This is a genomic window from Liquorilactobacillus aquaticus DSM 21051 (assembly GCF_001436755.1).
In the GTDB taxonomy this organism is placed as follows: Bacteria; Bacillota; Bacilli; order Lactobacillales; family Lactobacillaceae; genus Liquorilactobacillus; species Liquorilactobacillus aquaticus.
The window spans coordinates 199,185-223,187 of record NZ_AYZD01000011.1; the positions used below are offsets into that span (position 1 = coordinate 199,185).

General features: G+C 35.6%; 21 protein-coding genes. 2 read left to right on the plus strand and 19 right to left on the minus strand.

Annotated features, from left to right (window positions below; translation table 11 throughout):
• Positions 1-105 precede the first annotated feature (105 nt).
• From FC19_RS02750 to FC19_RS02825, 16 genes are all read right to left on the minus strand, one after another.
• Positions 106-1,302 (minus strand): hypothetical protein, encoded by a 1,197-nt coding sequence (locus FC19_RS02750; RefSeq protein WP_057875465.1) that lies wholly within the window; start codon positions 1,300-1,302, stop codon positions 106-108.
• A gap of 11 nt (positions 1,303-1,313) precedes the next feature.
• Positions 1,314-2,747, minus strand: coding sequence for an oligosaccharide flippase family protein (locus tag FC19_RS02755; protein ID WP_057875466.1), 1,434 nt, complete (start codon positions 2,745-2,747; stop codon positions 1,314-1,316).
• Between the two features lie 3 nt (positions 2,748-2,750).
• On the minus strand, positions 2,751-3,866 hold the full coding sequence (gene glf, locus FC19_RS02760; RefSeq protein WP_057875467.1) for a UDP-galactopyranose mutase: 1,116 nt from the start codon (positions 3,864-3,866) through the stop codon (positions 2,751-2,753).
• A gap of 48 nt (positions 3,867-3,914) precedes the next feature.
• Positions 3,915-4,925, minus strand: coding sequence for a glycosyltransferase (locus tag FC19_RS02765; protein WP_057875468.1), 1,011 nt, complete (start codon positions 4,923-4,925; stop codon positions 3,915-3,917).
• Between the two features lie 36 nt (positions 4,926-4,961).
• Positions 4,962-5,768, minus strand: a complete 807-nt coding sequence (locus FC19_RS02770) for a DUF4422 domain-containing protein (protein WP_235809303.1) — start codon at positions 5,766-5,768, stop codon at positions 4,962-4,964.
• Between the two features lie 17 nt (positions 5,769-5,785).
• Positions 5,786-6,625, minus strand: a complete 840-nt coding sequence (gene rfbD / locus FC19_RS02775) for a dTDP-4-dehydrorhamnose reductase (RefSeq protein WP_057875469.1) — start codon at positions 6,623-6,625, stop codon at positions 5,786-5,788.
• A 19-nt stretch (positions 6,626-6,644) separates the two neighbouring features.
• Complete coding sequence (gene rfbB, locus FC19_RS02780; RefSeq protein WP_057875470.1) at positions 6,645-7,628, minus strand: dTDP-glucose 4,6-dehydratase; 984 nt, start codon at positions 7,626-7,628, stop codon at positions 6,645-6,647.
• Position 7,629: 1 nt separating this feature from the next.
• Positions 7,630-8,199 carry a dTDP-4-dehydrorhamnose 3,5-epimerase gene (rfbC, locus tag FC19_RS02785; protein WP_057875471.1) on the minus strand — a complete coding sequence of 190 codons (570 nt, stop codon included), beginning with the start codon at positions 8,197-8,199 and terminating at the stop codon, positions 7,630-7,632.
• A 27-nt stretch (positions 8,200-8,226) separates the two neighbouring features.
• A complete protein-coding gene (locus FC19_RS02790; protein WP_057875472.1) occupies positions 8,227-9,201 on the minus strand; it encodes a glycosyltransferase family 2 protein in 975 nt (324 codons plus the stop codon).
• Positions 9,202-9,219: 18 nt separating this feature from the next.
• Positions 9,220-10,086 (minus strand): glucose-1-phosphate thymidylyltransferase RfbA, encoded by an 867-nt coding sequence (gene rfbA, locus FC19_RS02795; RefSeq protein ID WP_057875473.1) that lies wholly within the window; start codon positions 10,084-10,086, stop codon positions 9,220-9,222.
• Between the two features lie 41 nt (positions 10,087-10,127).
• A complete protein-coding gene (locus FC19_RS02800; protein ID WP_057875474.1) occupies positions 10,128-11,273 on the minus strand; it encodes a glycosyltransferase in 1,146 nt (381 codons plus the stop codon).
• Positions 11,270-12,100 (minus strand): LicD family protein, encoded by an 831-nt coding sequence (locus FC19_RS02805; RefSeq protein WP_057875475.1) that lies wholly within the window; start codon positions 12,098-12,100, stop codon positions 11,270-11,272. Before FC19_RS02805 ends, FC19_RS02800 begins: the two co-directional genes overlap by 4 nt.
• Entirely contained in the window at positions 12,090-12,872 is a 783-nt protein-coding gene (locus FC19_RS02810; RefSeq protein WP_083488307.1) for a DUF4422 domain-containing protein, read from the minus strand. Before FC19_RS02810 ends, FC19_RS02805 begins: the two co-directional genes overlap by 11 nt.
• A 37-nt stretch (positions 12,873-12,909) precedes the next feature.
• Positions 12,910-13,557, minus strand: coding sequence for a sugar transferase (locus tag FC19_RS02815; protein WP_057875476.1), 648 nt, complete (start codon positions 13,555-13,557; stop codon positions 12,910-12,912).
• 285 nt (positions 13,558-13,842) lie between these two features.
• Positions 13,843-14,718, minus strand: a complete 876-nt coding sequence (gene thrB, locus FC19_RS02820; protein WP_476703309.1) for a homoserine kinase — start codon at positions 14,716-14,718, stop codon at positions 13,843-13,845.
• Positions 14,719-14,744: 26 nt separating this feature from the next.
• On the minus strand, positions 14,745-16,028 hold the full coding sequence (locus FC19_RS02825) for a homoserine dehydrogenase (RefSeq protein WP_057875478.1): 1,284 nt from the start codon (positions 16,026-16,028) through the stop codon (positions 14,745-14,747).
• 236 nt (positions 16,029-16,264) lie between these two features.
• On the opposite strand from FC19_RS02825, the gene thrC reads away from it, so the two are divergent.
• Positions 16,265-17,761, plus strand: coding sequence for a threonine synthase (gene thrC, locus FC19_RS02830; RefSeq protein ID WP_057875479.1), 1,497 nt, complete (start codon positions 16,265-16,267; stop codon positions 17,759-17,761).
• Between the two features lie 108 nt (positions 17,762-17,869).
• Here the strand turns inward: thrC and FC19_RS02835 are convergent, their stop codons facing one another.
• Positions 17,870-19,243, minus strand: coding sequence for a glycosyltransferase family protein (locus FC19_RS02835; RefSeq protein ID WP_338037335.1), 1,374 nt, complete (start codon positions 19,241-19,243; stop codon positions 17,870-17,872).
• Between the two features lie 529 nt (positions 19,244-19,772).
• Between FC19_RS02835 and FC19_RS02840 the strand changes: the two genes are divergently transcribed.
• Positions 19,773-20,225 (plus strand): Lrp/AsnC family transcriptional regulator, encoded by a 453-nt coding sequence (locus FC19_RS02840; protein ID WP_057875481.1) that lies wholly within the window; start codon positions 19,773-19,775, stop codon positions 20,223-20,225.
• Between the two features lie 175 nt (positions 20,226-20,400).
• On the opposite strand, the gene FC19_RS02845 is transcribed toward FC19_RS02840, so the two are convergent.
• Together FC19_RS02845 and FC19_RS02850 are read right to left on the minus strand one after the other, a co-directional pair.
• On the minus strand, positions 20,401-22,122 hold the full coding sequence (locus tag FC19_RS02845; RefSeq protein WP_057875482.1) for a glycosyltransferase family protein: 1,722 nt from the start codon (positions 22,120-22,122) through the stop codon (positions 20,401-20,403).
• Positions 22,123-22,310: 188 nt separating this feature from the next.
• Complete coding sequence (locus tag FC19_RS02850) at positions 22,311-23,963, minus strand: glycosyltransferase family protein (protein WP_057875483.1); 1,653 nt, start codon at positions 23,961-23,963, stop codon at positions 22,311-22,313.
• Positions 23,964-24,003: the final 40 nt, after the last annotated feature.

Below are 24,003 nucleotides of genomic sequence, written 5' to 3' on the forward strand. Positions count from 1 at the left end.
AGTTGCCTAGGCGGAGTTTTTTATTACCCATAACCGATTTAATAACCAAGCTTACAGCTCAAGTCTCCATTTCGATTCTTATTACAAACAACTCCCAGAATATTTTCATGACCTCAAATCATTTTTATGCACCGCATATTCATCAGAAATTTTTGCAAATAAACCAACAAAAAGGATATTAAAGGATATCTCCCACATGTGTTGATCGATGACAGAACTTAAAATTACAAGTAATAATGCAATTTCTAGGACAATATATTTTTTTGAAATAAATTTATGCGATAAAAAAATTATTAAAGTCATTGTAAGTATAAATGCCCATACTCCGTGCATCATCAATACCCGAATAAAAGAAGAGTCTACGAAAAAATAGTTATATGGGCCCTTATGCAGGCCTCCATTTCCGACTTGCGGAATAAATTGACCTAACAATGGGACATTATAGCGCTTGAAAACCAAATGACCATAAACCAATCTTTGGGACAAAATCTTATTAATAATACTAAAAACAGGGTTAGATGGAACAAAGAAATACGCTAGCAATATATTAAATGCAACAAAGGCAGCTATTAGAAAACTCATTAACCTCGTACTGATATAACTAACAAATTTAATAATTGGTCTATAAAAAATTGCAATTATAATAACTAAAAGCATTAAAATGGTGTCTAACCTTGTATCTGTCAAAACATACATTGCAACTGTCAATGCAAACAAAGAAATATATTCGGGTATGTTCAACTTGAATTTTTTAAAGACTGCATAAAACAACATCAAATAAAAGACTCTCGCCGCAAAATCAGTCGGGTAAACGGCTCCGAGAGCATAACGAACAATTGGGGTTCCACTACGACCAAAAGTGATATTATAAACTAATCCTAGCTGTGATGCTACAATTGTAAGGATCAAGGCAGAACTGATAAGAACCAAATAGGTCTTGAGTATCCTTGAGAATTTGATGTTCTTTGCTCCCAATACTAACAAACAATAATAGTAAATATCATAATCGTAAGATATTCGACACGTGAATTCTATTAAAATTCCCAATAAGAAAAAGATAATAAAATCCTTCAACTTCCAGTCATCGAACAATAATATCTTCAGCACTATAAAAACTGATGATATCTTCATAAAATCGTATAGTAAAGGAGAACTTAGATACTGGGTAAACATTGTTCCACGAAGATAATTAACTAGCGAATAAATTATGAAGCCTACGAAATACAACTTTTCTGGTAGATTTTTAAATCTTTTATTTAAATAGTTTTGTGCATACTCTCTTTTAGCACCTATATCCATCATAACTCTTTACCTCACCTATGCTGTGATCTAAAATTGCTGACAATTTTTTTAATTTTATCCAAGATTGTTGGTCGTAAAAGCAGCAACATGCCTCCATATATGAAAACACCTAATAGTATCTGCCAGATTAATGAAATAACGTAAAAATGAACAGAATTGTTTAATTTAAAAACTACTGCAAACATAACTAATCCTGCTAAAAGATATTTAGGAACATTCACAAAAAGCTGTTTTAAACTAATTAAATTTTTTATTTTCCATATCTGATATGAAGTCACTGAAAGTTCTGAAAGAATTGTAGCTGCCATTGCACCGTATAATCCTCCAAAATATATGAACGGAACATTACATATAATATTAACAACTGCGCCCAATATAACAGAGCTTGAATAGGACTTAATTCGGTTGGTCGGCAACAAAAATTGCTGTCCTATTACATTACTCCAAGCTATAAAAATAATAATGACGGATTCAAGTAACATTGCCCGTCCTACAGGTATAAACTCAGTTCCATAAAAAAACGGGCCTAATTTAATTGAGATACCTGCTAAGCCACATGCCATTGGAATTGCAATAAAAGACACAAAGTCAAAAGACTCGACAAGATAATGATTTACTCGTTTATTGTCACCTCGCGAAAAAGCATTAGTTACATGTGGCAGCATCACTGTCCCAGTAGCAGTTGCCAAGGACAAAATGAGTTTAACTATCGTATCCGCTCTATCATAGAAACCAGAAGAAGAAACTGGGCCTAAAAGGCCTAACATACTTTTATTCAGAATAAGGTACACCTGAACTGCAACTTGTGGCACGAAAAAAGTAATCGATGGTCTAAAATGCCTCCAAATATTTAGCTCTGAAAATTTAACCTTTGTTAAGGTTTTACGCAAATATGGCCACAAAGTTGCATTTCCCAAAAGTACAGAACCTGCAAGAATCAAAATGTACGCCCATAAGTCGTTTCTTTCTTTGACAAAAATAAAAATCAGAATGATCGACAAAATTTTAACAAATGTATTGCGCAAAACTGTTTTTCTAAAATCTTCTATCCCCATGTAAAGCCAAGAAATATCTACTCCCGCAGCAATTATGTATAGCGATTGAATAAGCATATAAAATTGATATCTGTGTAACAGCATCAAAACTCCGAGAAACAGCAGATATGTAATACTAATGGTAATAGTCTTTAAAAGCTGTATCTCCCAGAAAGTTTTGCTCATTTCGTGCCTATCATCACGTATAGCAGCAATTTCTCGATTACCATATAAAGCAATACCGATACTCCCAAACAAAACGAAGTATTGAATATTAGCATTTGTCGTCGCATTGATACCTATATTGGTAGCTCCCAACACACGAGTGACATATGGTGCCGTCACCAAAGGAAGAATCATTGCTAATAGCTGGTACCCGGCATTGTAGAAGTAGTTCTTGAAAATCTTCATTTTTTATTCCTCAAATTCGTTCTTAACAGTCGTCAAAGCTGCACTGATTACTTGATCCATGTTGTAATAACGATATTGGCCTAAGCGACCACCGAAAATAACCTTTTTTGCCTCTTTGTCCGCTAATGTTCTGTATTCCTTATAGAGTGCGTTGTTTTGTGAATTATTAACGGGATAATATGGTTCATCGCCTCGGTGCCATTTTTTAGGATATTCGCGAGTGATAACCGTCTTGCCCTTATCACCCTTACCAAACTCAAAATGTTTATGTTCGATGATACGAGTAAAAGGTGTCTCTGCGTCAGTATAGTTAACAACCGCATTACCTTGATAATTGTCTTTATCCAATTTCTCAGTCTCAAATTGCAAACTACGATACTCCAATTCTCCTAATCTGTAATTAAAATACTCGTCTATCATGCCCGTGAAGACAATACGATCATAGTCATCCTTATACTCTTCTTTTCGATCGAAGAAATCTATACCTGTTTCAACGGAGATAAGATCATCCTTTAGCATTTTTTCAACGATCTGGGTATAGCCCCCTATTGGTATACCTTGATATGCATCGTTGAAGTAATTATTATCATATGTCAATCTGACTGGAAGCCGTCTAATAATAAAAGCTGGTAATTCTTTAGTAGAATGTCCCCATTGTTTTTCAGTATAACCCTTAATCAATTTTTCGTAAATATCAGTTCCGACTAGGGAAATAGCTTGCTCCTCAAGATTTTCAGGCTTTTTACCCTCTAAAACAGCACGCTGTTCATTTATTTTAGCCTGTGCTTCTTCAGGCGTAATGACACCCCAAAGCTTATTAAAAGTGTTCATGTTGAAAGGAAGGTTGTAAATCTCACCTTTATAATTAGCCACAGGACTATTAGTATAACGATTGAACTCGGCAAAATGGTTCACATATTCCCAGACATGTTTGTTGGAAGTGTGGAAAATATGCGCTCCATATTGATGAACTTGAATACCATTAACATTCTTAGTATAGATGTTTCCAGCGATATGATCACGTTTTTCAATAACCTTGACCTTATGACCTCTTTTAGCAGCTTCATGCGCAAATGTTGCTCCAAAAAGTCCAGCCCCTACAACTAAATACTTTTTCATCTTCGTCCTCCACTCCGATATCAATCATCTAATTATAATACTTTAAATTTAATTTTCCATTAACTCTTCTACAGCATGTCTAATATAATAACCCGAACGCATTCTTTTTCCAACTATAACCGCATTGGTTTTCATATTATGGAAGTCATTCTCTGAAATATTCTCCAACAAGTCATCTAGATGACTGAGATCATCTATTACAATCCCAACATTGTTTTTTATCACAAAATCTGCGATTGCAGCCTGCTTCCACACGATAACAGGAATACCTGAGCTCAGATATAATGATGTTTTATGCGGTGCATTGTACCTTAAATATTCCCCAAATTTCCCATCACATTTATCCAAACTAGAACCATCCCAAACCAACCCGTAATTTTGCTGCAAATGTGCTGGGAGTTCATCAGGGGGGTATTGCCCCCCGTATCTCATGCCTTCGTGCATCTGCAATTTATTATTTGGTCCAAAAACCACAAATTCATTTTGTACGTCAAGTTTTTCGAGAAAACCCGCCTTGGCCAGGTTTCCAGCAAAACAAACTGATCGATTATAAGTATTCTGGATCCTAAAAGGTTGAGGGTTGTCATAGTCAAATATTTCCAATTCTACTATTTTTTTCGTAATTCCCTTTTCTTCAAGCCAATTTTTCATCGCCTTATTATGCGCGATCAACCCATTAACTTCCGACATGTTGAAAATATTCAATTCTTTTCTAACCAACCGCTCATCACTGTGAAATAACCTCAATGATTCAACATCATGAATCACTAATATTATTTTAGCCGATGTATACTTTTTTATAGTCTTAATTATTCTCTTGGTTAGAAATAATGAATAAATTGGGTATTGAAAAACCACTGTATCCATTGTTTTCCCCTTGAAAATATCAGGTAGAGTCCCTAATGTATAATGTACTTTATCGATTCTTTTTTGGGGTAGCCTAGTTTTGATGACTTGATATCCACTTTGACTTAGAAACTTAATTATATCATGCTGTGCTTTAGGACCAGCATCATTGTCCGATCTCTCAATTGTTGAAATTACAAAATCTTCAGTCATTTTATCTCCTAATCCAACACTTCAGATAAATAAGAATCATTTGAATATCTTATTTTTTATAAAACTCCGATTCATCTTAGCTGTATTAAATATACTCAAATATTTAATTCTAAAGCGTTCCTTATGATGTTTTATCCAAACATTGAACAAACGTTCAGAAAGAAAACCATATAACCTGCTTTGATAATCATCATAATCACTTATATCAATATTCTTTTCTATCTCAAAAAGTATTGAAAACAACCACTCGCTATACTCATCCATGTATTCCTTATGTGTATAAAACATGTTGCAGATGACAAGTTGATGACCATCCATGACCTCATCAAATTCAGGAAGATACTCTGGGTATAGTTCGCCTAAAATTTCTCTAGTCGTTTCTAAGTCCCTTATATCATGTGAAGCTTGAAATTGTTGCCGGACACTTCTTTTTTTGAAGTAGTTTTTTTCTGGGGTAGGTAATATCCAGTCATAGTTCTCTAAACATTTATTCAATTTTGACACGGACAAAGGTTTAAGTTTCCCAAAAACCATTGTTTCAATAACTTCACCGAAGAAGCCCATAGGATTGCCACTAAAATATCTCCTATAATGCGATAGACCCACTATACTTTCACTGCTATGTTTCCAGATCCAATACAATCCTGTCAATTCACAATAATTTTTATTTTTTGCGGAAATGTTATCCCTTTCATCATCACTAAGATACCCATCTATTTTATCTTTGTTTACTGCCCCCACTAACAAAGGAACATAGTGTTCTGGCAGATAATAATCGAATTTCTTATGAGTTATTACATACATTGTCAAAAAAATCACCACAATTATCATTTGAATTTTCATTATATCATCAAAAAGTATTATTCAAGTTTATCAGACATAAATGAACTTAAAGCCGATTTCCAATCTTTAAAAGAGGAAAAACCTGTTTCTTTGGACAATTTCATTACACTTTTCTTAGGTCTATAAGCAGCTGTAGGATATTCTGCAGAGGTAACAGGACTAATTTTAACATCTTTATCTTTCAATATTTCACAGGCAAACTCGTACCACGAACAATTCCCATCATTACAACAATGGTAAATACCACATTTAATTTTTTTATCAACTAGGTACGTAATAAATTCTGCTAACGTTCTTGTCCAAGTTGGACGTCCAACCTGGTCATCAACAACTGTTAAGCTGTCATGCGTCTTGGCAAGATTCAGCATCGTGTACACAAAATTATGCCCGTATTTTCCGAAAACCCATGATGTCCTTACAATGTAATATTTATCACAATATTTTTGGACTGCCTTTTCGCCTAAAAGTTTCGCTTTGCCATACTCATTTTGTGGATTCGTCGGATCATTTGGTAAATACTCACCATCTTTTGTACCATCAAAAACATAATCCGTGCTGATATAAACCAGCACTGTATTGTGCCTTTGACAAGCTTTGGCAATAATTTCAGTTCCTGTCACATTGACCAAATAATTACGTTTTTTTCCTTCGGCCTCTGCTTTATCAACCGCTGTATAGGCTGCACAATGATAAACGACTGTAGGTCTATTTTTAGCAAAATAATTTTCAACAGCCCGCTCATCAGTAATATCCAAATCCTGTGACCCGCAGGCATAAAAAGCTGTATCCCGTTCAGTCAATAAATTGGTTAGTTCCTGACCCAGTTGTCCTCTAGCTCCTGTGATCAAAATAGACATCTGTGTGAAATCCTCCGTTCTACTTCAAAGCCGCACGTTTTTTCAACGGACGCCACCAGTCTTCATGGTTCAAGTACCAGTCAACTGTTTCTTTAATCCCTACATCAAAAGTATATTTTGGCTTCCAGCCTAATTTGGTCTCAATCTTAGTTGGATCAATCGCGTAACGGCGATCATGTCCTAGACGATCCTTAACATATTCAATCGCGCCCTCATCCAAACCTAACTGTTCGACTATTAAATGGACAATTTCATTATTGGAGCGCTCATTATGCCCACCAACATTGTAAATCTCACCTTTTTGTCCCTTATGCAAAACTAAATCGATTGCCTGACAGTGATCCGAAACATGCAGCCAGTCGCGAATATTCTTGCCATCACCATAGATTGGCAACTTTTTGCCATCCATTCCATTTGATGTCATCAATGGTATCAACTTTTCTGGAAATTGATAAGGTCCATAGTTATTCGAGCAACGTGTTATATTAACATTTAGCCCATAAGTTTCATAATATGCCCGCACCAACAAGTCTGCAGATGCCTTGCTGGCAGAATATGGTGAATTTGGTGCTAATGGTGTCGTTTCTTTGAAGTAACCTTCAGCACCTAAAGTCCCATACACTTCATCTGTTGAAACTTGCAAATACTTCTTTAACTTAAGTTTCTTAGCAACGTCTAAAAGTGCTAAAGTTCCTTGAACGTTAGTTTCCACAAAAATCTCCGGATGCAAGATTGAGCGATCCACGTGGCTTTCAGCAGCAAAATTGACAATCGTATCAAGTTGATATTCGGTTACAAGATGTTCGACCAACTCACGATTAGTGATATTTCCATGCACAAAAGTATAACGCTGATCTTCTTGGACATCTTCAAGGCTGTGAATATTTCCAGCATAGGTCAAAAGATCTAAATTAACGATTTTGCAGTCTGGATATTTGTCTAGAAAATAATGAATGAAATTACTTCCAATGAAACCCGCACCGCCAGTTACTAGTAGATTCATCTTATTTATCCTCCCTGTAAACAAAGTTCACATCGGCATCTTTAAGACATGGATGCTTTTTATCCTTATCTGACAGGATCAAATGGTTCAACGGCATCGGCCATTCAATTCCAATATCTGGGTCATCATAAGCAATCCCGCCATCAGCTTCTGGCGCATAGTATCCATCAACTTTGTAAGCAACATTGACATTTGGGGTTAAAGTAACAAATCCGTGTGCAAAACCCTTAGGAACGAGTAACTGACGATGATTGTATTCGCTTAAGAGGTAACCTTCCCATTTACCATATGTTGGCGAGCCTTTACGAATATCAACCAAAACATCATAAATAACACCAGTTACTGCACGCAATAATTTAGTCTGTGCATATGGCGTTCTTTGATAGTGCATACCACGCAACACACCTGGTTCAACTGACAATGACTGATTATCTTGGATAAAATCGACATCGATCCCTGCTTCGTGAAATTTGTTTTGCGTATAGGTTTCAGTAAAAAAGCCACGATGATCTCCGAATACATCAGTTTCAACAATTTTAACATCTTTTAATTTAGTATCAATAATTTTCATAATTACACTTCCACCCATCAAACACTATTATTTAGTAATCAAAGCATAGTACATTACCCATTTTACTTCTTTATTTCTACTTTGCGGTTTTAGTTCTTTAATCAAAGCTATCCCTGCCCTAGGACCACCGATCAGTCCTTTATACAAAACATCAAGTTCCCTTTTCTTATCATCTGTGAGTATCTCAGAATAGTGCTCACGAAAATAGTAAATCTGCCTAGCTGTGATAGAATCACGCTTAAATTCTTTTCGATAGTACCGCAAATTCTTTCTGATTCCTCTCAAAATTTTTTTCATCTTTGAACCTGATCCAGAATCTGCCATCCCAGTATTAGCTCCAACAACATTTCCTTCGTGCTGACGATACAAAATTGTCACTTGTGGAAGATAACTGACCGTACCAAAACAGTTCGCAATTAGTCCAAACCACCAATCATGCATCCCAACACTATCAGCATCGACGACGTCACCAACTAAATTTTTGAGTGCCTGATTTATCATCATTGTACAGCCAGTAATACAGTTATTTATTGATAGACTGGACAAATCGGTATAGCTTTTAAAAGATGCGGGCGGCGTCCTAAGCTCAGCTAACTTACTATCAACGATTCGATAATTAGTATGAACTAAAACAGGAATTCTCATATTTGAGCTTTCTTCTTCAGCAGCTTTCATTGCTTCTAAAGTTAATGAAACTTTATTTGGCAACCAAAAATCATCCTGATCACTGAACATATAATATTTTGCATCTACAAATTGCACTAATTTCAAGAAGGATCTTTTTGCACCCAGATTAATATTATTATTTTCTACAACGTGAATATTATCATATTTTTCTTCATAATCCCTTAAAATCATGCTAGTGTTGTCACTGGACATATCATCACGAATATATAAATCCCAGTCTTTAAAATCTTGAGCCAAGATAGAGTCAATTTGTTCTCTTAGATACCTTGAACCATTATATGTTGACATCACAATAGCTACTTCAGATTTCACCACAAAACGTCCTCCTTGTAATTACCTCTTTGCGATATCTAAAAGATACTTTCCATAATCATTCTTCTTCATAGGTTGGGCCAATTCACATAATCTTCTTGCCGTGATATACCCCATTCGGAACGCAATCTCCTCCAGACAAGCAACTTTTAAGTTCTGTCTCTTTTGAATTGTTGCAATAAAACTAGAAGCCTCTAACATCGAATCATGTGTTCCAGTATCTAGCCATGCGTATCCTCTACCCATAAGCTGTACATCAAGTTTACCACGCTTAAGATATACCTTATTGATATCGGTTATTTCCAGTTCACCCCGCGCAGAAGGTTTAAGAGCTTTGGCAATAGATATAACATTATTATCGTAGAAATAAAGACCTGTTACGGCGTAATTACTTTTAGGATTGACAGGTTTTTCCTCAATTGACAAAGCGTGCATTTGTTCATCAAAATCCACTACACCAAAGCGTTCAGGATCGTTAACATGATAACCAAAAACAGTGGCCCCTTCACTTTTATCGGCAGTTTTTTGCAACATTTGTGAAAGACCACTTCCATAATAAATATTATCTCCAAGAATTAAACAGACCGAATCATCGCCAATGAATTTTTCGCCGATAATAAAAGCCTCAGCTAATCCATTTGGTTTATCTTGCACAGCATAGGATAAATTCACTCCAAAATTCTCACCTGTTCCTAAAAGATCTTTAAAACGCGGTGTATCACGTGGAGTAGAGATAATTAATATGTCACGTATTCCTGCCAGCATAAGCGTTGATAATGGGTAATAAATCATTGGTTTATCATAAACAGGAATAAGCTGTTTTGATATTCCTCTAGTAATAGGATATAAACGTGTCCCGCTCCCACCAGCTAAAACAATCCCTTTCATAAAAATTTCCTCCTTTTCAATACAACAAAATAGATACCGTACTAATTCTCATACACTTTCTCAAGGGATGCAACTGTTGCCCTCTTGTCAAATCCTTTAGTTCTCAATACATCAATGTTGCCCTGACTATTGATTTCTTTCAAATTTTTGTTAGCTGTTGTCTTACTAACAAAAAGCATTTTTTCGGCCCATTGATTTATTGAAGTTTCATTTGCTATTGTCATTTTATGTGCCGTAGGTGCTTGAAAAGATTCTGGAGATTGGTTATCAGATATCAAACATTCCGTACCATTGGCCAAATTTTCTATCAAAGATAGCGATAGCCCTTCATATAAAGATGGAAAAGCAAATATATCAAAAGTATTCTGTACTTCTGCAACATTATCAATATATCCCAAGAAACGAACACTATCCTGAATTTTAAGATTTTTTACCAGACATTTTATTTTTTCGAAATGTTCACCATTTCCAACCAGCACTAATACAGAATTAGGCATTTTTTCATGAAAAATTTTAAAACTCTTTATTAGAAACGGATGATTCTTCTGCCGTGCAAAACGTCCACAATGTCCCACAACTACTGTATTAAGCGGAATTTCAAGTTTTTTTCTGATCTGAACGTTTTTCTTAGCATCATATCTAAAATGATCAAGTTCCACTCCATTAATAATAATTTTAAAAGTCGGTTTTTTTTGTGTACCACGACTATAGAAAAAATCAGCAGCATTCTGAGAACATGCAAGATAATCAGTTGCTAAGAAGCCCGTTATCCACATGCCAAAGCCATGTGCCGCATTTTTAGTGAATGAGTACTGTCCTCTTTGATCTGAATGCGCATGAATGATTATCCGCTTAAATCCAGCCGCTTTAGCCAAAACTACAGGTATAAAGTTATGAAGAGAATCCAAATGCATATGGATGGTCGTACTGTGCTGACGTGCTTGCTTAAGTGCACTTTTTAATCCAGTAATATGCTTTAATATTCCCAGTTTAAATTGGACAACTTGAATATATTTTCCGATTTCTGCTAACTCAGTTGCAGGCGCAGAATTAGCAATATTAATAAATTCAAACTTAAATCCTTCTTCAGCTAAAGACGTATAATTATTTTTTACAAAAGTCGTGATGCCATTATTTGTATTAAAACTGCCTAATACAATAATTGTTTTGCTTTTGCTGTTTTTCATCTTACAACCTCTGTAAAATGTTTATTTTTCATTTGATCAGAAGGTGGTTCCATGTAATCAGAACCGTATAATTGGGAAAGAACTGCGTCATAATCTCTAGGGCCTCGCAAATTAAGATCTTCAAATGTGTAGTTACAATCATCATCATAAAAACGCTTCGGAAACATTTCACGCAATTTATAAGCGCCCATAAAATTAACTACATACTCTGAAGATTCATAAGAATACTTTTGAAGTGCTTTATCTAATTTATCTAAGCACTTCCTCGTATCCAACCACTTTTCGGGCCGAATAATCTTACCAACCTTGATCAAAGCTTTTTCTGAGAACGGCCGTTCTGTATAGTTCACACTAACTTTATTGAACTCAGAATACTTCAGCATCAAGCGCAGGCGCATCAAGTTGAAACTATGCACCTTACGCAAAAGGGCATTATTCGGCATACCATCCAAGGCAAAGATATCCATCCACGAATTTCTTTTTTCAACTTCTGCCGCCGAACGGTCTATAATTTTTGTTTCAGGATTTTCTAGTCTTGCCACATACTCATATGTATCAGAGTTTTTGAAATTTCTGAAAGGAAAGCTACCTACTCTACTGTTTTCTTTTTCCATCAGAACGCATAGCTTTTCATAGTCAGGCCTCGGCATGCCCACATCAATATCATCATCCCACGGAATGAAGCCATGATGTCTGACAGCCCCTAAAAAAGTCCCGCCCATTAAAAAATATCTTAATCCATGCAGATCACAAAAATGGCTAAAGCTTTCAACTAATTTTAATTCCGAAGACTGCAGCAATTTTCTATCACTAAAATCAATTTTCAAGCTTGTTACCTCCAAACTTTCTAAAAAGAAATGCAGCAATCTTTCTCATCCAATGCTGTTTTTCCATAAACATCACAGGAACTTCGACGTAATCAATCTGATTTTTTTCAACCCATACATCAACTAATATTTCACTAACAAATCCAAAAATACGTTTTTCATATTCAGAATAACCTGAAATATCTACTCTTTTTTCAACCTCCGTTAAAATCGAGAAAAGCCACTCTGTATAATCATCAAAAATATTTGCACGCGCAATCATCATATTGAACATGTGTACAGCTTTTCTGTTGACAACCTCATCAAAAGCCGACACATAGTCTGGATACTTCTCAGAAAGCACATCTCTCGCAGCCTTAAGCCCCTCAATATGATGTGCATGCTTATAGTGCGACCATGAAGTTTCAACATAATAATTACGTTTCCGCGGAAGAATCATATCATGTTCAGCTATTATTTGTTCAAGCTTCTCCTTATTCATTATATCATTAAACTTAGCTTGACTATTTTTAAAAAAATTAGTATCCCCATTAGAAAAAAATCTGCGATAATGCACTAATCCTTTTACATCCGCAACTCTATTTTTCCATCCCCAGTATTGCGCAGTAAGCTCACAATAATTTTTATTTTTTGAGGAGATGTTCTCTCCAGTATTATCACGATGAAAGCCTTTAAAATTTTCCTTGTTGTTTCCTACCTGTACCGGTACATAAATACTGTCCTTTGGCATTTTTGTTTTTTTGTGACTTACAACATACACTTCTGTTTTCAAAAAGATTTCACATCCTCAACTATCAATTCATTACACATTAAAATGCACCGTCTCCCTTAAAGATGGCTACAATATTTTTGAATAAAATCTTTATGTCGAACATTAAAGATGCATGATCGACATAATACAGTTCATAATCACATCTTTCAGGATACTCAATGTTACTTCTGCCAGAAGCCTGCCAATATCCCATAGCCCCCGGCGTAACTGACAAAAATTTATCTACCCTGTCCCCGTACTCCTGTAACTCTTCCTCAATTATAGGTCGTGGTCCAATCAGCGACATATCTCCTCTGAAAATGTTAATAAATTGCGGCAGTTCATCAATAGAAGACTTACGCAGAAAGCGCCCCAATTTTGTTATTCTGGGATCAACATCCGCTGGTAGTTTATAACTATTATCAACATACAGTTTATAAAGTCTCTTGTCGCTCTTCAATTTTTTATCTGCTCCAACAATCATTGATCTGAACTTATAAATATAAAACTTGCGCCCATTTTTCCCAACTCTTTGCTGCTTATAAAAAAGAGGGCCTTTATTTTGACCAACGTGGCATATGATAAACATTATTATAAATATAGGGGTCATTAAAATCAAAGCCACTATAGAGATAATAATATCTACTAGCCGTTTAACCCCCAAATATATATAACTGGGACCCTTTTTTTTGACATTTTGAGCCATTATACTTCTCCTCTAAATGCTACCCCTCGCAAAATTCGATTGAGAAAGCAAGACTTTAACTTGTGAAGCTGATTCTTGATCTCCAAAATCATGGGGTAGACGTATGATAAAAAAACCTACAAATACACATTTTCTATTTTACTAATAAAAACATTAATGTAAAGCACAAAGATAAACCCTTAACTAGAAACTAACATTTTTTTAAGCAAAAAGACGTGTGAACTACTTTCAGCCACACATCTTTTAAAAATATTTGTTTTTAGTGAAAACTTTATTTTGAATCCATCAAGATCTCAGTTTTTTTATAATTGTCCCTTGCCGATCAACATCTAGCGCGACTATCTTACCAAGCAAGCCTGCTTTTTTTATTTCTTGTGAAAATGCAGCTGTCTCCTGCATCGGCAAAATCGTCATTACAGTTGGTCCTGCACCGCTTAGATACGTTGCCATCGAATTATGTTTGTGACCAATCTCTCTTATCTTGGCCAAGTGAGGAACAAGTTTTAGTCGGTATCTTTCATGATAAAGATCTTCTTCCATTAAGCGACCTGCCTGCTCTGTTCTACCCGTCAATAATGCAGCTACTAAAGTGTTCCCTATACTTCCAGCGCTCACAGCTTCTTTAAAAGAAAGTTCTTTTGGAAGAACATTGCGGCTTTCCGTCGTTAATAGTTCATTACTTGGAATGTAAGCGATGAATTGCAACTCAGGGAAATGTCCCTTAATGCTCGTATTCTTCTGCTGTACAAAAGTCGAAACAACAAAATCACCTAGAATCGCTGGAGCAACATTATCTGGATGGCCCTCAATTTCAGTAGCGAGTTGAATTTTCTGTTCTTTTGTTAAATTCATTTTTCCAAGCTGATCTGCCAGCTCAATACCTGCTACAATCGCTGAGGAACTACTCCCTAATCCACGAGCCAAAGGAATGTCAGATTCCACTTTAATTCGATGTGCTTTAAGGCTAGGCAAAATCTTCAAAGCTGTTTTAACAATCATATTTGACTCATCACTAGGAACTTCAACTCCCATAGTGTGCTCAACGAACCATTTCTTTGTCTCTTCACCAACACTAACCGTCAAGTACAAAGTAACTGCGATTCCCAATGAATCAAAGCCGGGTCCCAAGTTAGCACTTGTTGCAGGAACTCTAATTTGCATCTGCATTTGTGGATTCATCTCCATAATTAATCTGGCAAAACTTTGTAAGAAGCAATTACATCAATATCTTTTAAGTCAGAAATCGCTGAAACGATTTCCTTCAGTTGAGCCTCAGACATTTCATGTGTCGTCATAACTATACGAGCATAATCATTGTCGATCTCGGTCTGAAGAATAAGATGGAAACTTGCTTTAACACTCGTCATAACCTCTGTGATTTTTAGCATTTGGCCCGGTTGGTCCTTAACACGCAACGAAATGTAATATGGATAAACAACCTCATCCGGCAAAGCTTGCTTGCCTTCGCGTGAAAAATCATTGAACCTGCTGCCAGTCGTTCCCAGAACAATATTCTTAGTAACTGCGATAATATCACTTAAAACACTGTTAGCGGTCGGTAACTCACCTGCTCCAGGGCCATAAAACATTGTTTCTCCAACCGCTGCTCCAGTAACAAGGACCGCATTATTTTCATTTTGAACAGCTGCTAAGGGTTGGTCTTCCGGTATTAGTACAGGACCAACTGAAATGTTGATGCGGTCGTTAATTAACTTAGCAATCCCTACTAACTTAATATTATATCCCAGTTTTTTAGCCTGTTTAATATCTTCAAGATCAACTCTGCTAATCCCTTCAACTTCAATATCATCAAGTGTTACGTTCATTCCAAAAGCAAATTGCGTTAAGATAATCATCTTATAAGCCGCATCGATTCCTTCGACATCATTCGTTGGGTCTGGCTCAGCAAAACCAAGTTCTTGTGCCGATTTCAATGCCTTTTGATAATCAACATGATTTTGACTCATTTGTGTCATAATGTAGTTGGTAGTTCCATTAACAATCCCCTTGACTTCAACAATTCGATCAGCTGCAAATGAATTGACAATTGTTCTTAAGATAGGGATGCCCCCTGCTACGCTGGCTTCATAAAACAAATCGCAATCATTCTTGCCAGCAAGTTCGGCAAGTTCAGACCCATAAGTTGCAATTAAATCCTTATTCGCAGTAATAATATGTTTCCCTGAATTCAATAATCTTTCAATGTATTCTTTAGCTGTTGTAACGGTCCCCATTACTTCAACGACAATCTGTATATCCTTATCGTTTATCAAATCATCAATCTTATCCGTCACATTAATCCCTGTTAAGTCAACATTCCTTTTCTTAGCAAGATCATGGACCACGACAGTTTTAATGACTAACTTTCGCCCCGTGATGCTTGATATCTTATTTTGATGATCACGTAAGATTCTTACCACACCACTGCCGACAGTTCCAAGACCCAAAATTCCAATATTAATGACTTGCATGTCGCATCCTCCAATTCTTCTAATGAAATTATTTTATCATATAAATTTAACTTTTGAATCATTAAATGAAATTAGTTTAATTTTGGTTAAAAATAGCTCTTAACTACAAGAACACGTTAAAAAGATCTTTCCTTAATCACTGATTGACTGTCATCGTTCTCGCAATTATGTTATTCTTCTTGTAAAATATACTATATAATGAGGAGATCATTAAGAAACTGAGGAGGAAAACCTTTATGAATGTACTTTATAGGAGCACCCGCGACAAAAATGGACAAACGGTCACGGCATCTCAAGCAATTTTGCAGGGCCTTAGTCCAGACGGCGGTTTATATGTTCCTGTTTCCATTCCAAAATTTGAATTACCATTATCCGATTTAGAAAAACTATCTTATCGCGAGTTAGCATATCACATCTTACAAGCTTTCTACAGCGATTTCAGCGAACAAGAACTAAAAAACTGCATCAATAAAGCTTACGGGCCTAACTTCACATCCCCTAAAGTCGCTCCTATTACTTCACATGCTGGAAATACCTACCTTGAATTATTCCATGGCCCAACAATCGCGTTCAAGGATATTGCTTTGCAGCTGCTGCCACATTTAATGACCACCGCAGCCCGCAAAAACAACTTACAGGATGACATCGTGATTTTGACTGCAACATCAGGTGACACTGGCAAGGCAGCCATGGCTGGTTTCGCAGATGTACCTGGCACTAAAATAATTGTTTTCTATCCCAAGGATGGAGTCAGTCCTGTGCAGGAAAAACAGATGTTAACCCAAAAAGGAGAAAATACTTTTGTCGTTGGTGTTGAAGGCAATTTTGATGATGCACAAACGAATGTGAAAAAAATATTCAACGATCCTGAACTTAATAAAGTTCTAAATCAAAATGGTTTCCGTTTTTCATCTGCTAATTCAATTAATATCGGTCGCCTTTTCCCGCAGGTTGTCTACTATTTCTATGCCTATGGTCAACTGCTTAGTACTGGTAAAATAAAAAATGGAGAGGCTATCAACTTTAGTGTTCCCACCGGAAATTTTGGCAACATTCTCGCTGGTTATTTTGCTCAAAAAATGGGGTTGCCAATTAATAAGCTTATCTGTGCTTCAAATCGCAATAATGTTTTGACCGACTTTTTCAATGAAGGAGTCTACGATAAGAACCGTCCCTTTTATGTAACTTCTTCTCCTTCAATGGACATTCTGGTTTCCAGCAATTTGGAAAGGCTGCTATTTTATATCAGTGGCGAAGATTCAATTAAAACGAAATTCTTAATGGATGAACTTACAAGCAAAGGCATCTACAAGATTGATGATTCTATGCGGGCTAAACTTGCCGATTTCTATGCAGCCTATGCCACTGAGGAGCAAACTGGTCAGGAAATTGCTAGAGTTTTTGCAGAGGATCAAGTTGCAATTGATCCACATACAGCAGTCGCGTCTTATGTAGCTGAGAGTTACAAGAAAAACACAGCGGATCCGCATGAAACTGTTGTAGTCTCAACCGCGAGTCCATACAAGTTCCCGCAATTTGTACTTACTGCACTTCACGCTAATTACAGTTCTGATTCACCCTTTACCATGATTGATGCCCTTCACACAAAAACGGACACTCCGCTTCCACAAACAATTAAAGAACTGGCTACACTTCCATTGAGACATCCTCGCGAAGTCAAGCCTGCCTTAATGAAAACAACCGTAACTGAAATATTAGGTATTGATAAATAAATTGCATTGATTTTCAACAAAAAACTCTGAAAACTTTTTGGTTTTCAGAGTTTTTCATTTACTTTCAGGAATAGCATTCTAAGTCATCATGCATAATATAAGTTTAATTCACCGCAAACCGTTTGCTACTCTCGTCAGTCTTTCTTTAGCATTGTCAAAAACTAGTATCGCCAATATCAAGTACATCGGCAGAAATTGTATTAAATACCTACTACGTCCACCCTCAAAAATAAGTAAAAACAAAAGTCCACCTAAAATACTCAAACGTAGCATCTGAGTGTATCTCGTTCTGTTATCATAACCTAATATAATTGTAATTAATATAGTTGACCAACCCAGTTGAGCAAACCAATAAAAGTCTCCTAATCTTTTTCCTGTTGGATATAAGAAAGACTGAAAGAATCCCCTACTCCCTTTTCCAACTGGAGCAGTTATGAATCCACCTTCAACATTCCACCCAAAAGATCCATCCGAAGTGTTATTATAATTTTTAAAAAGAAGAAACTTAACGAATCCGAGTGGTCCCATTTGCTTTATCCGATTATTCATGACTTCCTTTGAATATTTTCTTCTTGCCTCAGGTTTTTTGAGCGAAAGGGTTCTTCTAACATCTTCTTGGTTGTAACCACCTTTTCCAATCATTCCCATGCTGATAAAATGTATTGGAGGCAATGCCATCCCTTTTTGAACATGGACGAAGTTTTGCTCTTCTGTGTAATGATTAAATGAAACAACACCTATTCCTGCAAAAACAAAAATAAATAAAATTGGCAAAAATGCTTTTTCTAACATTTCTCTTGAAAAAATTTCTCTTCTGCTTAAAGTGCACATATATAAACCATATACTATCATCATGGCAATAATTGGTGTAATAGAAGATGGCTTCATCAAGTAGGCCCCCGATAAACTTCCTCCTAAAAAAATAGCAGCGCCAATCCTGACTATCTCATTTTTAAGATAGATTACACATGAAGAAGCAAACAAACAAGCAGAAACAAAGGGCAAAACCATCGTATCAGAGTATGGAACTATAATCATTGGAAAAAGGAATAAAAAAACACAGTGAATATAGATGGCAAGGTTAATCTTTCTCTTGTTTATTACTCCCACTGTCAAAAGGTTTAGTACTACTGAAACATCTGTACAAATCAATGAAAGATATCCGGCGTTTAACCAATTGAGTTTCATATTGAAAAAATTTAACAGATATTTCTGAAAAAAAAGCAAAAACAAATTATTTGGATAAGTACTTAAATAAGAAGTACTCAAATGAGGATTTTTCAAAAAGTTATGAATAAGCCCTGCATCAAAACCAATCTTAGTGTATGTTTGTTTCAGAATTAATAGTTGCCATAAAAGAATTAGTACTAATAGTGTCGGTGCAGCTACATACGCATATTTAACAAAGAGCAATTTACAAACCATTCTAAACTTTGACACTTTTAAGTAAACAATGATTAATAAAATTAATAAAATTATCAAACTAATCGCTAATGCTGACACATTTCCAATAAAAAAATGATCATTTCGAATGGCTCCAACCAACACAATGGTCATCCAAACAGTAAAAGCCGAAATAAGTAAATTGTTAAACGTTAAGAAAATATGCTTTTTAGTTATCATATCTATGTACTCCATTTTTTATATTTATCAGCATCTATGCTCAAGAAACCTAAAAAAGACAACCTTAGTCAGAAAAAAGTAGCAATAAACACACTTACATAGCAAATCGTCTTTAGCACTCGACTACCAACAAGCATTACTACTAAAGCTTACTGTAAATAGGCCTTCTAAAAGAGATTTTCATACTACATTATCTTTTTAAGAAAGATGCCATATTTGGATTATAACATATAAATTAATCAAAATTTAAATGTTAGTCGCAAAGCTGATGCGCTTTTCATTATATTCTCAAAGTGCATTATATAACTTTCCATATTCTGCGAAATTTTACCCAGCTGACTATCTATGTTATATTATATTACATAAAGACACGCTTGGAGGAATTAGAATGGATGAAATTGATTTAAAAATTGTTTCGACTTTACAAAAAGACGCGCGTATATCATTAAAAAAACTCGCAGATATCTGTTTTATTTCTGCACCAGCTGTTTCCACCCGCTTAACACATCTACGAGAACGTGGGATAATAACTGATTATCACACAGCTATCAACTATAAAGTACTGGGTTTTCCAATAAAAGCATATGTTAGCTTACGCTTATCTCCCAAAGATAAGGATGCTTTTTATCCTTACATAAAATCTGTTGGGAATGTCGTTTCTTGCGACTGTGTTACTGGAAGTTACTCGCAAATCATTGTCTGCTACTTCAAAAGCACTAAATCTCTTGATAACTTTATTAATGATATCCAACGTTTCGGGGAGACCAAAACACAGATCGTCTTTTCAACAAGTGTCGATCAGCGGCCATTGGAATTGAATCCAGGAAAAAATTATTTTTAGAGTCATTGTAAATTTTTCGAGATAACTATTAATTTTTCAATAAGAAAAGCTTCCCCAGAAAAATAGTTTTTTTAGAACGATTAAGAGGAGTGAGTCAAAACGAATGTTTTGGCTTGCTCCTCTTGCATGAAAACTCTAACTAACCTAAATACCTCTTTTGCTGTTTTCATTCATTTTAATTTTCATTCTTTCTTTTTGCTCTATCTTTAAATACATATACAATCAATATAATCCAACTTAGTAATGATATTATCTCAAAAGCTAACAATTTTTTAGACGTTAGCCTTTTTACTTCTATTTTATTTAATCCTTTTCTTAGTACAACTTGAATTGTGCTTCGCTGACTTTTCGAGTATGCAGTTGCCTTCCCATTAACAGTTATCTTGTATCTTTTCCCGTAGAAAAGGACCGGCAGGTCATAAACGGCATCACCCTTGTTTGCCTTAAAACTAAAAGACGCGATATTGTCTTTATAAGATAAAAAACTTATGGTACCACTTTGATGGCCATTTAAGAGTACTTCTTTTTTATTGATTGAATCCCGATTCTTTACGCTAGCGGTCGGCCAATAATCAACGTAAATAAATGATGTGCTATTGTGTGACATCATCTTATAACTGGATTTATTAAAAATATGTGAACCCGGCCAAACTGAATCATAGTTAACCGCAGTTGCTGCTTGCGTGTTTTGCCTAGCACTTTCCTGCCATCTATAAAGCGGATAGACCCCTAAGGCAACTGTACTTGCTATCACTCCTATAAAAGTTAGTTTTTCCAAATAATGATGTGTAATCATATTCAGAAGATTTTCCAAAACCTCCGCACCAGCAAAAGCCAGTAACACAGAAAACAACGTCAAAAATCTCCATGGAAACTGGATGGTTTCTAAAGGAGTCGTAGCCAGTAAGTTCCAAGGTATAATAGTGGTACTTAAAATCAAAAAAAGCACAGAAAGAAAAGATGCACTTTTCGAGACATAAGATAGCTTCCTCCAAAATAAAAGGACTAAAATAAATGTAATTATCGCTTCTAACCCAGTATATGAAGCAATTTCATTACTGAAAGCATTTGCCAAAAGGGATTTCACAGGTAGGGCGCTGCTCGACAATGTTGCTTGTCCAGCAGGCAGATAAAGATTTCCACCATGAACGTACATAAATATTTGATACATTTCCACTGATCCCAGTATTAAAGATAAGAAACTGGCACCAATCAATAAGGCAAACCTCTTAACAATATGATCTGATCGAAATAAAAGAGCGCACACTGCCATAATTATAATCAATCCCACTACCAGTAAAAGTGACAACACGTGCGAGTAAATGATCAGCGTCAATCCAATTGACAGCAAATACCAACGGCTCTGACTTCTAAACAATATCAAATACGCACCCACAAGAGCTAGCGGAATAAAACTCATTGCAATCCATTCTCCCATTGCAAAACGACGGAAAATATTTATCAAGCGATAGTGAGAAAAAGCGTAAAGAACAGCAAATATGAATGCTTGGCGCGCACCGCTGTCCATCTTTAAGCATGAGTAATATGCAATGGCAAAAGTTATATATGAATAAAAAACAATCCCTGCGTAGTAAGCTATAATTGGACTCGAAAAAAGTAATTTGAATATTGCAAAAGGAATCAATGTGAAATTAGGATAACATTGCTGCACTGCATTACCAATATTGTTAAAAGTTGCAAAGCTGAATAGATCAATAATATTATTGTTATTTTTCAAAGCGTTCGCAAGTTCGTCTATTCGATTAATATGAAAAACCAAATCTCCTCCCCCATAAATTTTTTTACTGAGGACAAAGACTGACACCATTATCAATGACAATAAAACAAACACCAAGTTAATTATCAAATTTTTTACTACTTTTTTTTCAACTGTCATAAATTATTATTTCTATACAAATAAAATATCGATTCTCACTTTATTTGTAATTATAGAGATTTCCTTTCATAAAAATAATTTTTGCTGTCGTTTACAGATAATCTCTTGCAGAAAGTATGCGCCTTTCTGACAATCTTCCTTAATTCTATTGTCTAGACAGCTTTAGAGCTTTCACCACTTCATTAGTATTAATCTTTTCCCTTCTTCGCTCTAAATGCTTGACCAAGCAATAGCACAACCCCACAAATCGTTGTCAAAAATGAAATAATTATTGTAAGATAACTGCCCATCGTTGCTTTGCTTGAAAGTGAAAAATCATTTGTGTCCTTGGAAAGATCCAGTTTGATATTTTTTTCACTTAAATTAGATATTTTCTTACCGTTCAACACCGCTTCATATTTCACACCAGCGTAACGAGCAATAGGCAAACTATAAACTCCTGGTTTGCTGACCGTCAATTGGAGGTGCAAACTATTATAATTTTGTTTCTTAACTTCCATTTTAACTCCTGCGCTTTGTACTAGCGCCGAAACCCTATCTTTTTTATTGTTAAGAGGTGCATAATCATTACCTAAGAAACTATTATATGTACTGCTTTTTAACTGTTCAGCATTAACCCATGTTTTAAAACCATCATTCGTTTTTTCACTGTGGTAAGAATGCACAGCGCAAATTCCACTGATCATCACCAAAAATGCAATCAGACAAGCTATATCTTTCGTTTTTAATTTCTGTTCTTCAAAATAGCACACCAGCGCCATCGTTAGAAAAAGAGCTGTAAAACTCAAAAAACGCCCTAAAAATTGAATTGACACAAAAGTTATCTGATTTGCAATTATCTGCCATGGAAACCAGCTAAACGTCCCAACTAAAGAAACACAAGCTAAAATTGTCCATCTTCTCCAAGTTCCTTTTTTACCTGTGAACAACATCCCCGTAAGAACAAAAAGCACTAACACCGGTACAATTCCTATATTGAAACTATTAGCATCTTCAGCAATAGAATTATTCAGCAAAGCCTGCAAAAGAGTATTCGGCTTAATAGTAACCCATGGCCCACTGGGATTATTGAGAAGGTTACGCGATGATAGCCAATATATATTAGCCAATGAGTAAAAGGCCGAAAGTACTCCTAGAATACTTGCTTTTAGATAGTCCAGAAATTCGGCTTTATCAAACTTTCTCTGAAAGATACGGGCTAGTTCTGCACTGAAAATCAATCCCAGCAACATGAGTAAAGAAAGCACATGTGTATTGGCTATTGCTCCCATTCCTAGACCCAAGTAAAGCCAACCATTTGATTCTTTGTTCCATATTTTCAAACATCCGAGTAAAACCAGTGGGAGCAGCATATATGCAATCGCTTCTCCTAGAGCAACCCGTGAATACATTAGCGATAAATGATATGCATTAAATTGATACAAAGAAATTCCTAATATCTGTATCCACTTGTCTTGAGTAACATATTTGATCAGCCAATAAATGCTAAATATTGTTAAAAAATTCAGGATAAAAAAACCTGTACCTAAAGCATACATATAATTATGTATAAAGAACTTTGGAACAATAAAAATTAGTCCCGTTAACCATGGATACATCCCGTTAACTGCCAACCCATGATGACTAAGCCCGATTAAATTCACAAGCGGTGGCAGTTTGAAATGCAGCAAAGCCCTGTATATATCTTCAAAGCGCGCCAAATGAAATTGACCATCATAATTTAATTTGAACTTTCCACCCGTAAATGCTGGAACAGTTGATATCACCGAAATAATTACCATAAAAAAACAAGGAATAGCTTTCTGTACTTTTTCCCTTAAATCTTTAATTATCACTATCATAAAAAACCTCTTTTCTAAAAATCAAACGTACCACTATTTT

Coding starts and splice junctions, on each gene's coding strand:
- FC19_RS02750 (WP_057875465.1), bottom strand. CDS start 1,302: ATGATGGATATAGGTGCTAAAAGAGAGTATGCACAAAACTATTTAAAT.
- FC19_RS02755 (WP_057875466.1), bottom strand. CDS start 2,747: ATGAAGATTTTCAAGAACTACTTCTACAATGCCGGGTACCAGCTATTA.
- glf (WP_057875467.1), bottom strand. CDS start 3,866: ATGAAAAAGTATTTAGTTGTAGGGGCTGGACTTTTTGGAGCAACATTT.
- FC19_RS02765 (WP_057875468.1), bottom strand. CDS start 4,925: ATGACTGAAGATTTTGTAATTTCAACAATTGAGAGATCGGACAATGAT.
- FC19_RS02770 (WP_235809303.1), bottom strand. CDS start 5,768: ATGAAAATTCAAATGATAATTGTGGTGATTTTTTTGACAATGTATGTA.
- rfbD (WP_057875469.1), bottom strand. CDS start 6,625: ATGTCTATTTTGATCACAGGAGCTAGAGGACAACTGGGTCAGGAACTA.
- rfbB (WP_057875470.1), bottom strand. CDS start 7,628: ATGAATCTACTAGTAACTGGCGGTGCGGGTTTCATTGGAAGTAATTTC.
- rfbC (WP_057875471.1), bottom strand. CDS start 8,199: ATGAAAATTATTGATACTAAATTAAAAGATGTTAAAATTGTTGAAACT.
- rfbA (WP_057875473.1), bottom strand. CDS start 10,086: ATGAAAGGGATTGTTTTAGCTGGTGGGAGCGGGACACGTTTATATCCT.
- FC19_RS02800 (WP_057875474.1), bottom strand. CDS start 11,273: ATGAAAAACAGCAAAAGCAAAACAATTATTGTATTAGGCAGTTTTAAT.
- FC19_RS02815 (WP_057875476.1), bottom strand. CDS start 13,557: ATGGCTCAAAATGTCAAAAAAAAGGGTCCCAGTTATATATATTTGGGG.
- thrB (WP_476703309.1), bottom strand. CDS start 14,718: ATGCAAATTAGAGTTCCTGCAACAAGTGCTAACTTGGGACCCGGCTTT.
- FC19_RS02825 (WP_057875478.1), bottom strand. CDS start 16,028: ATGCAAGTCATTAATATTGGAATTTTGGGTCTTGGAACTGTCGGCAGT.
- thrC (WP_057875479.1), top strand. CDS start 16,265: ATGAATGTACTTTATAGGAGCACCCGCGACAAAAATGGACAAACGGTC.
- FC19_RS02840 (WP_057875481.1), top strand. CDS start 19,773: ATGGATGAAATTGATTTAAAAATTGTTTCGACTTTACAAAAAGACGCG.
- FC19_RS02845 (WP_057875482.1), bottom strand. CDS start 22,122: ATGACAGTTGAAAAAAAAGTAGTAAAAAATTTGATAATTAACTTGGTG.
- FC19_RS02850 (WP_057875483.1), bottom strand. CDS start 23,963: ATGATAGTGATAATTAAAGATTTAAGGGAAAAAGTACAGAAAGCTATT.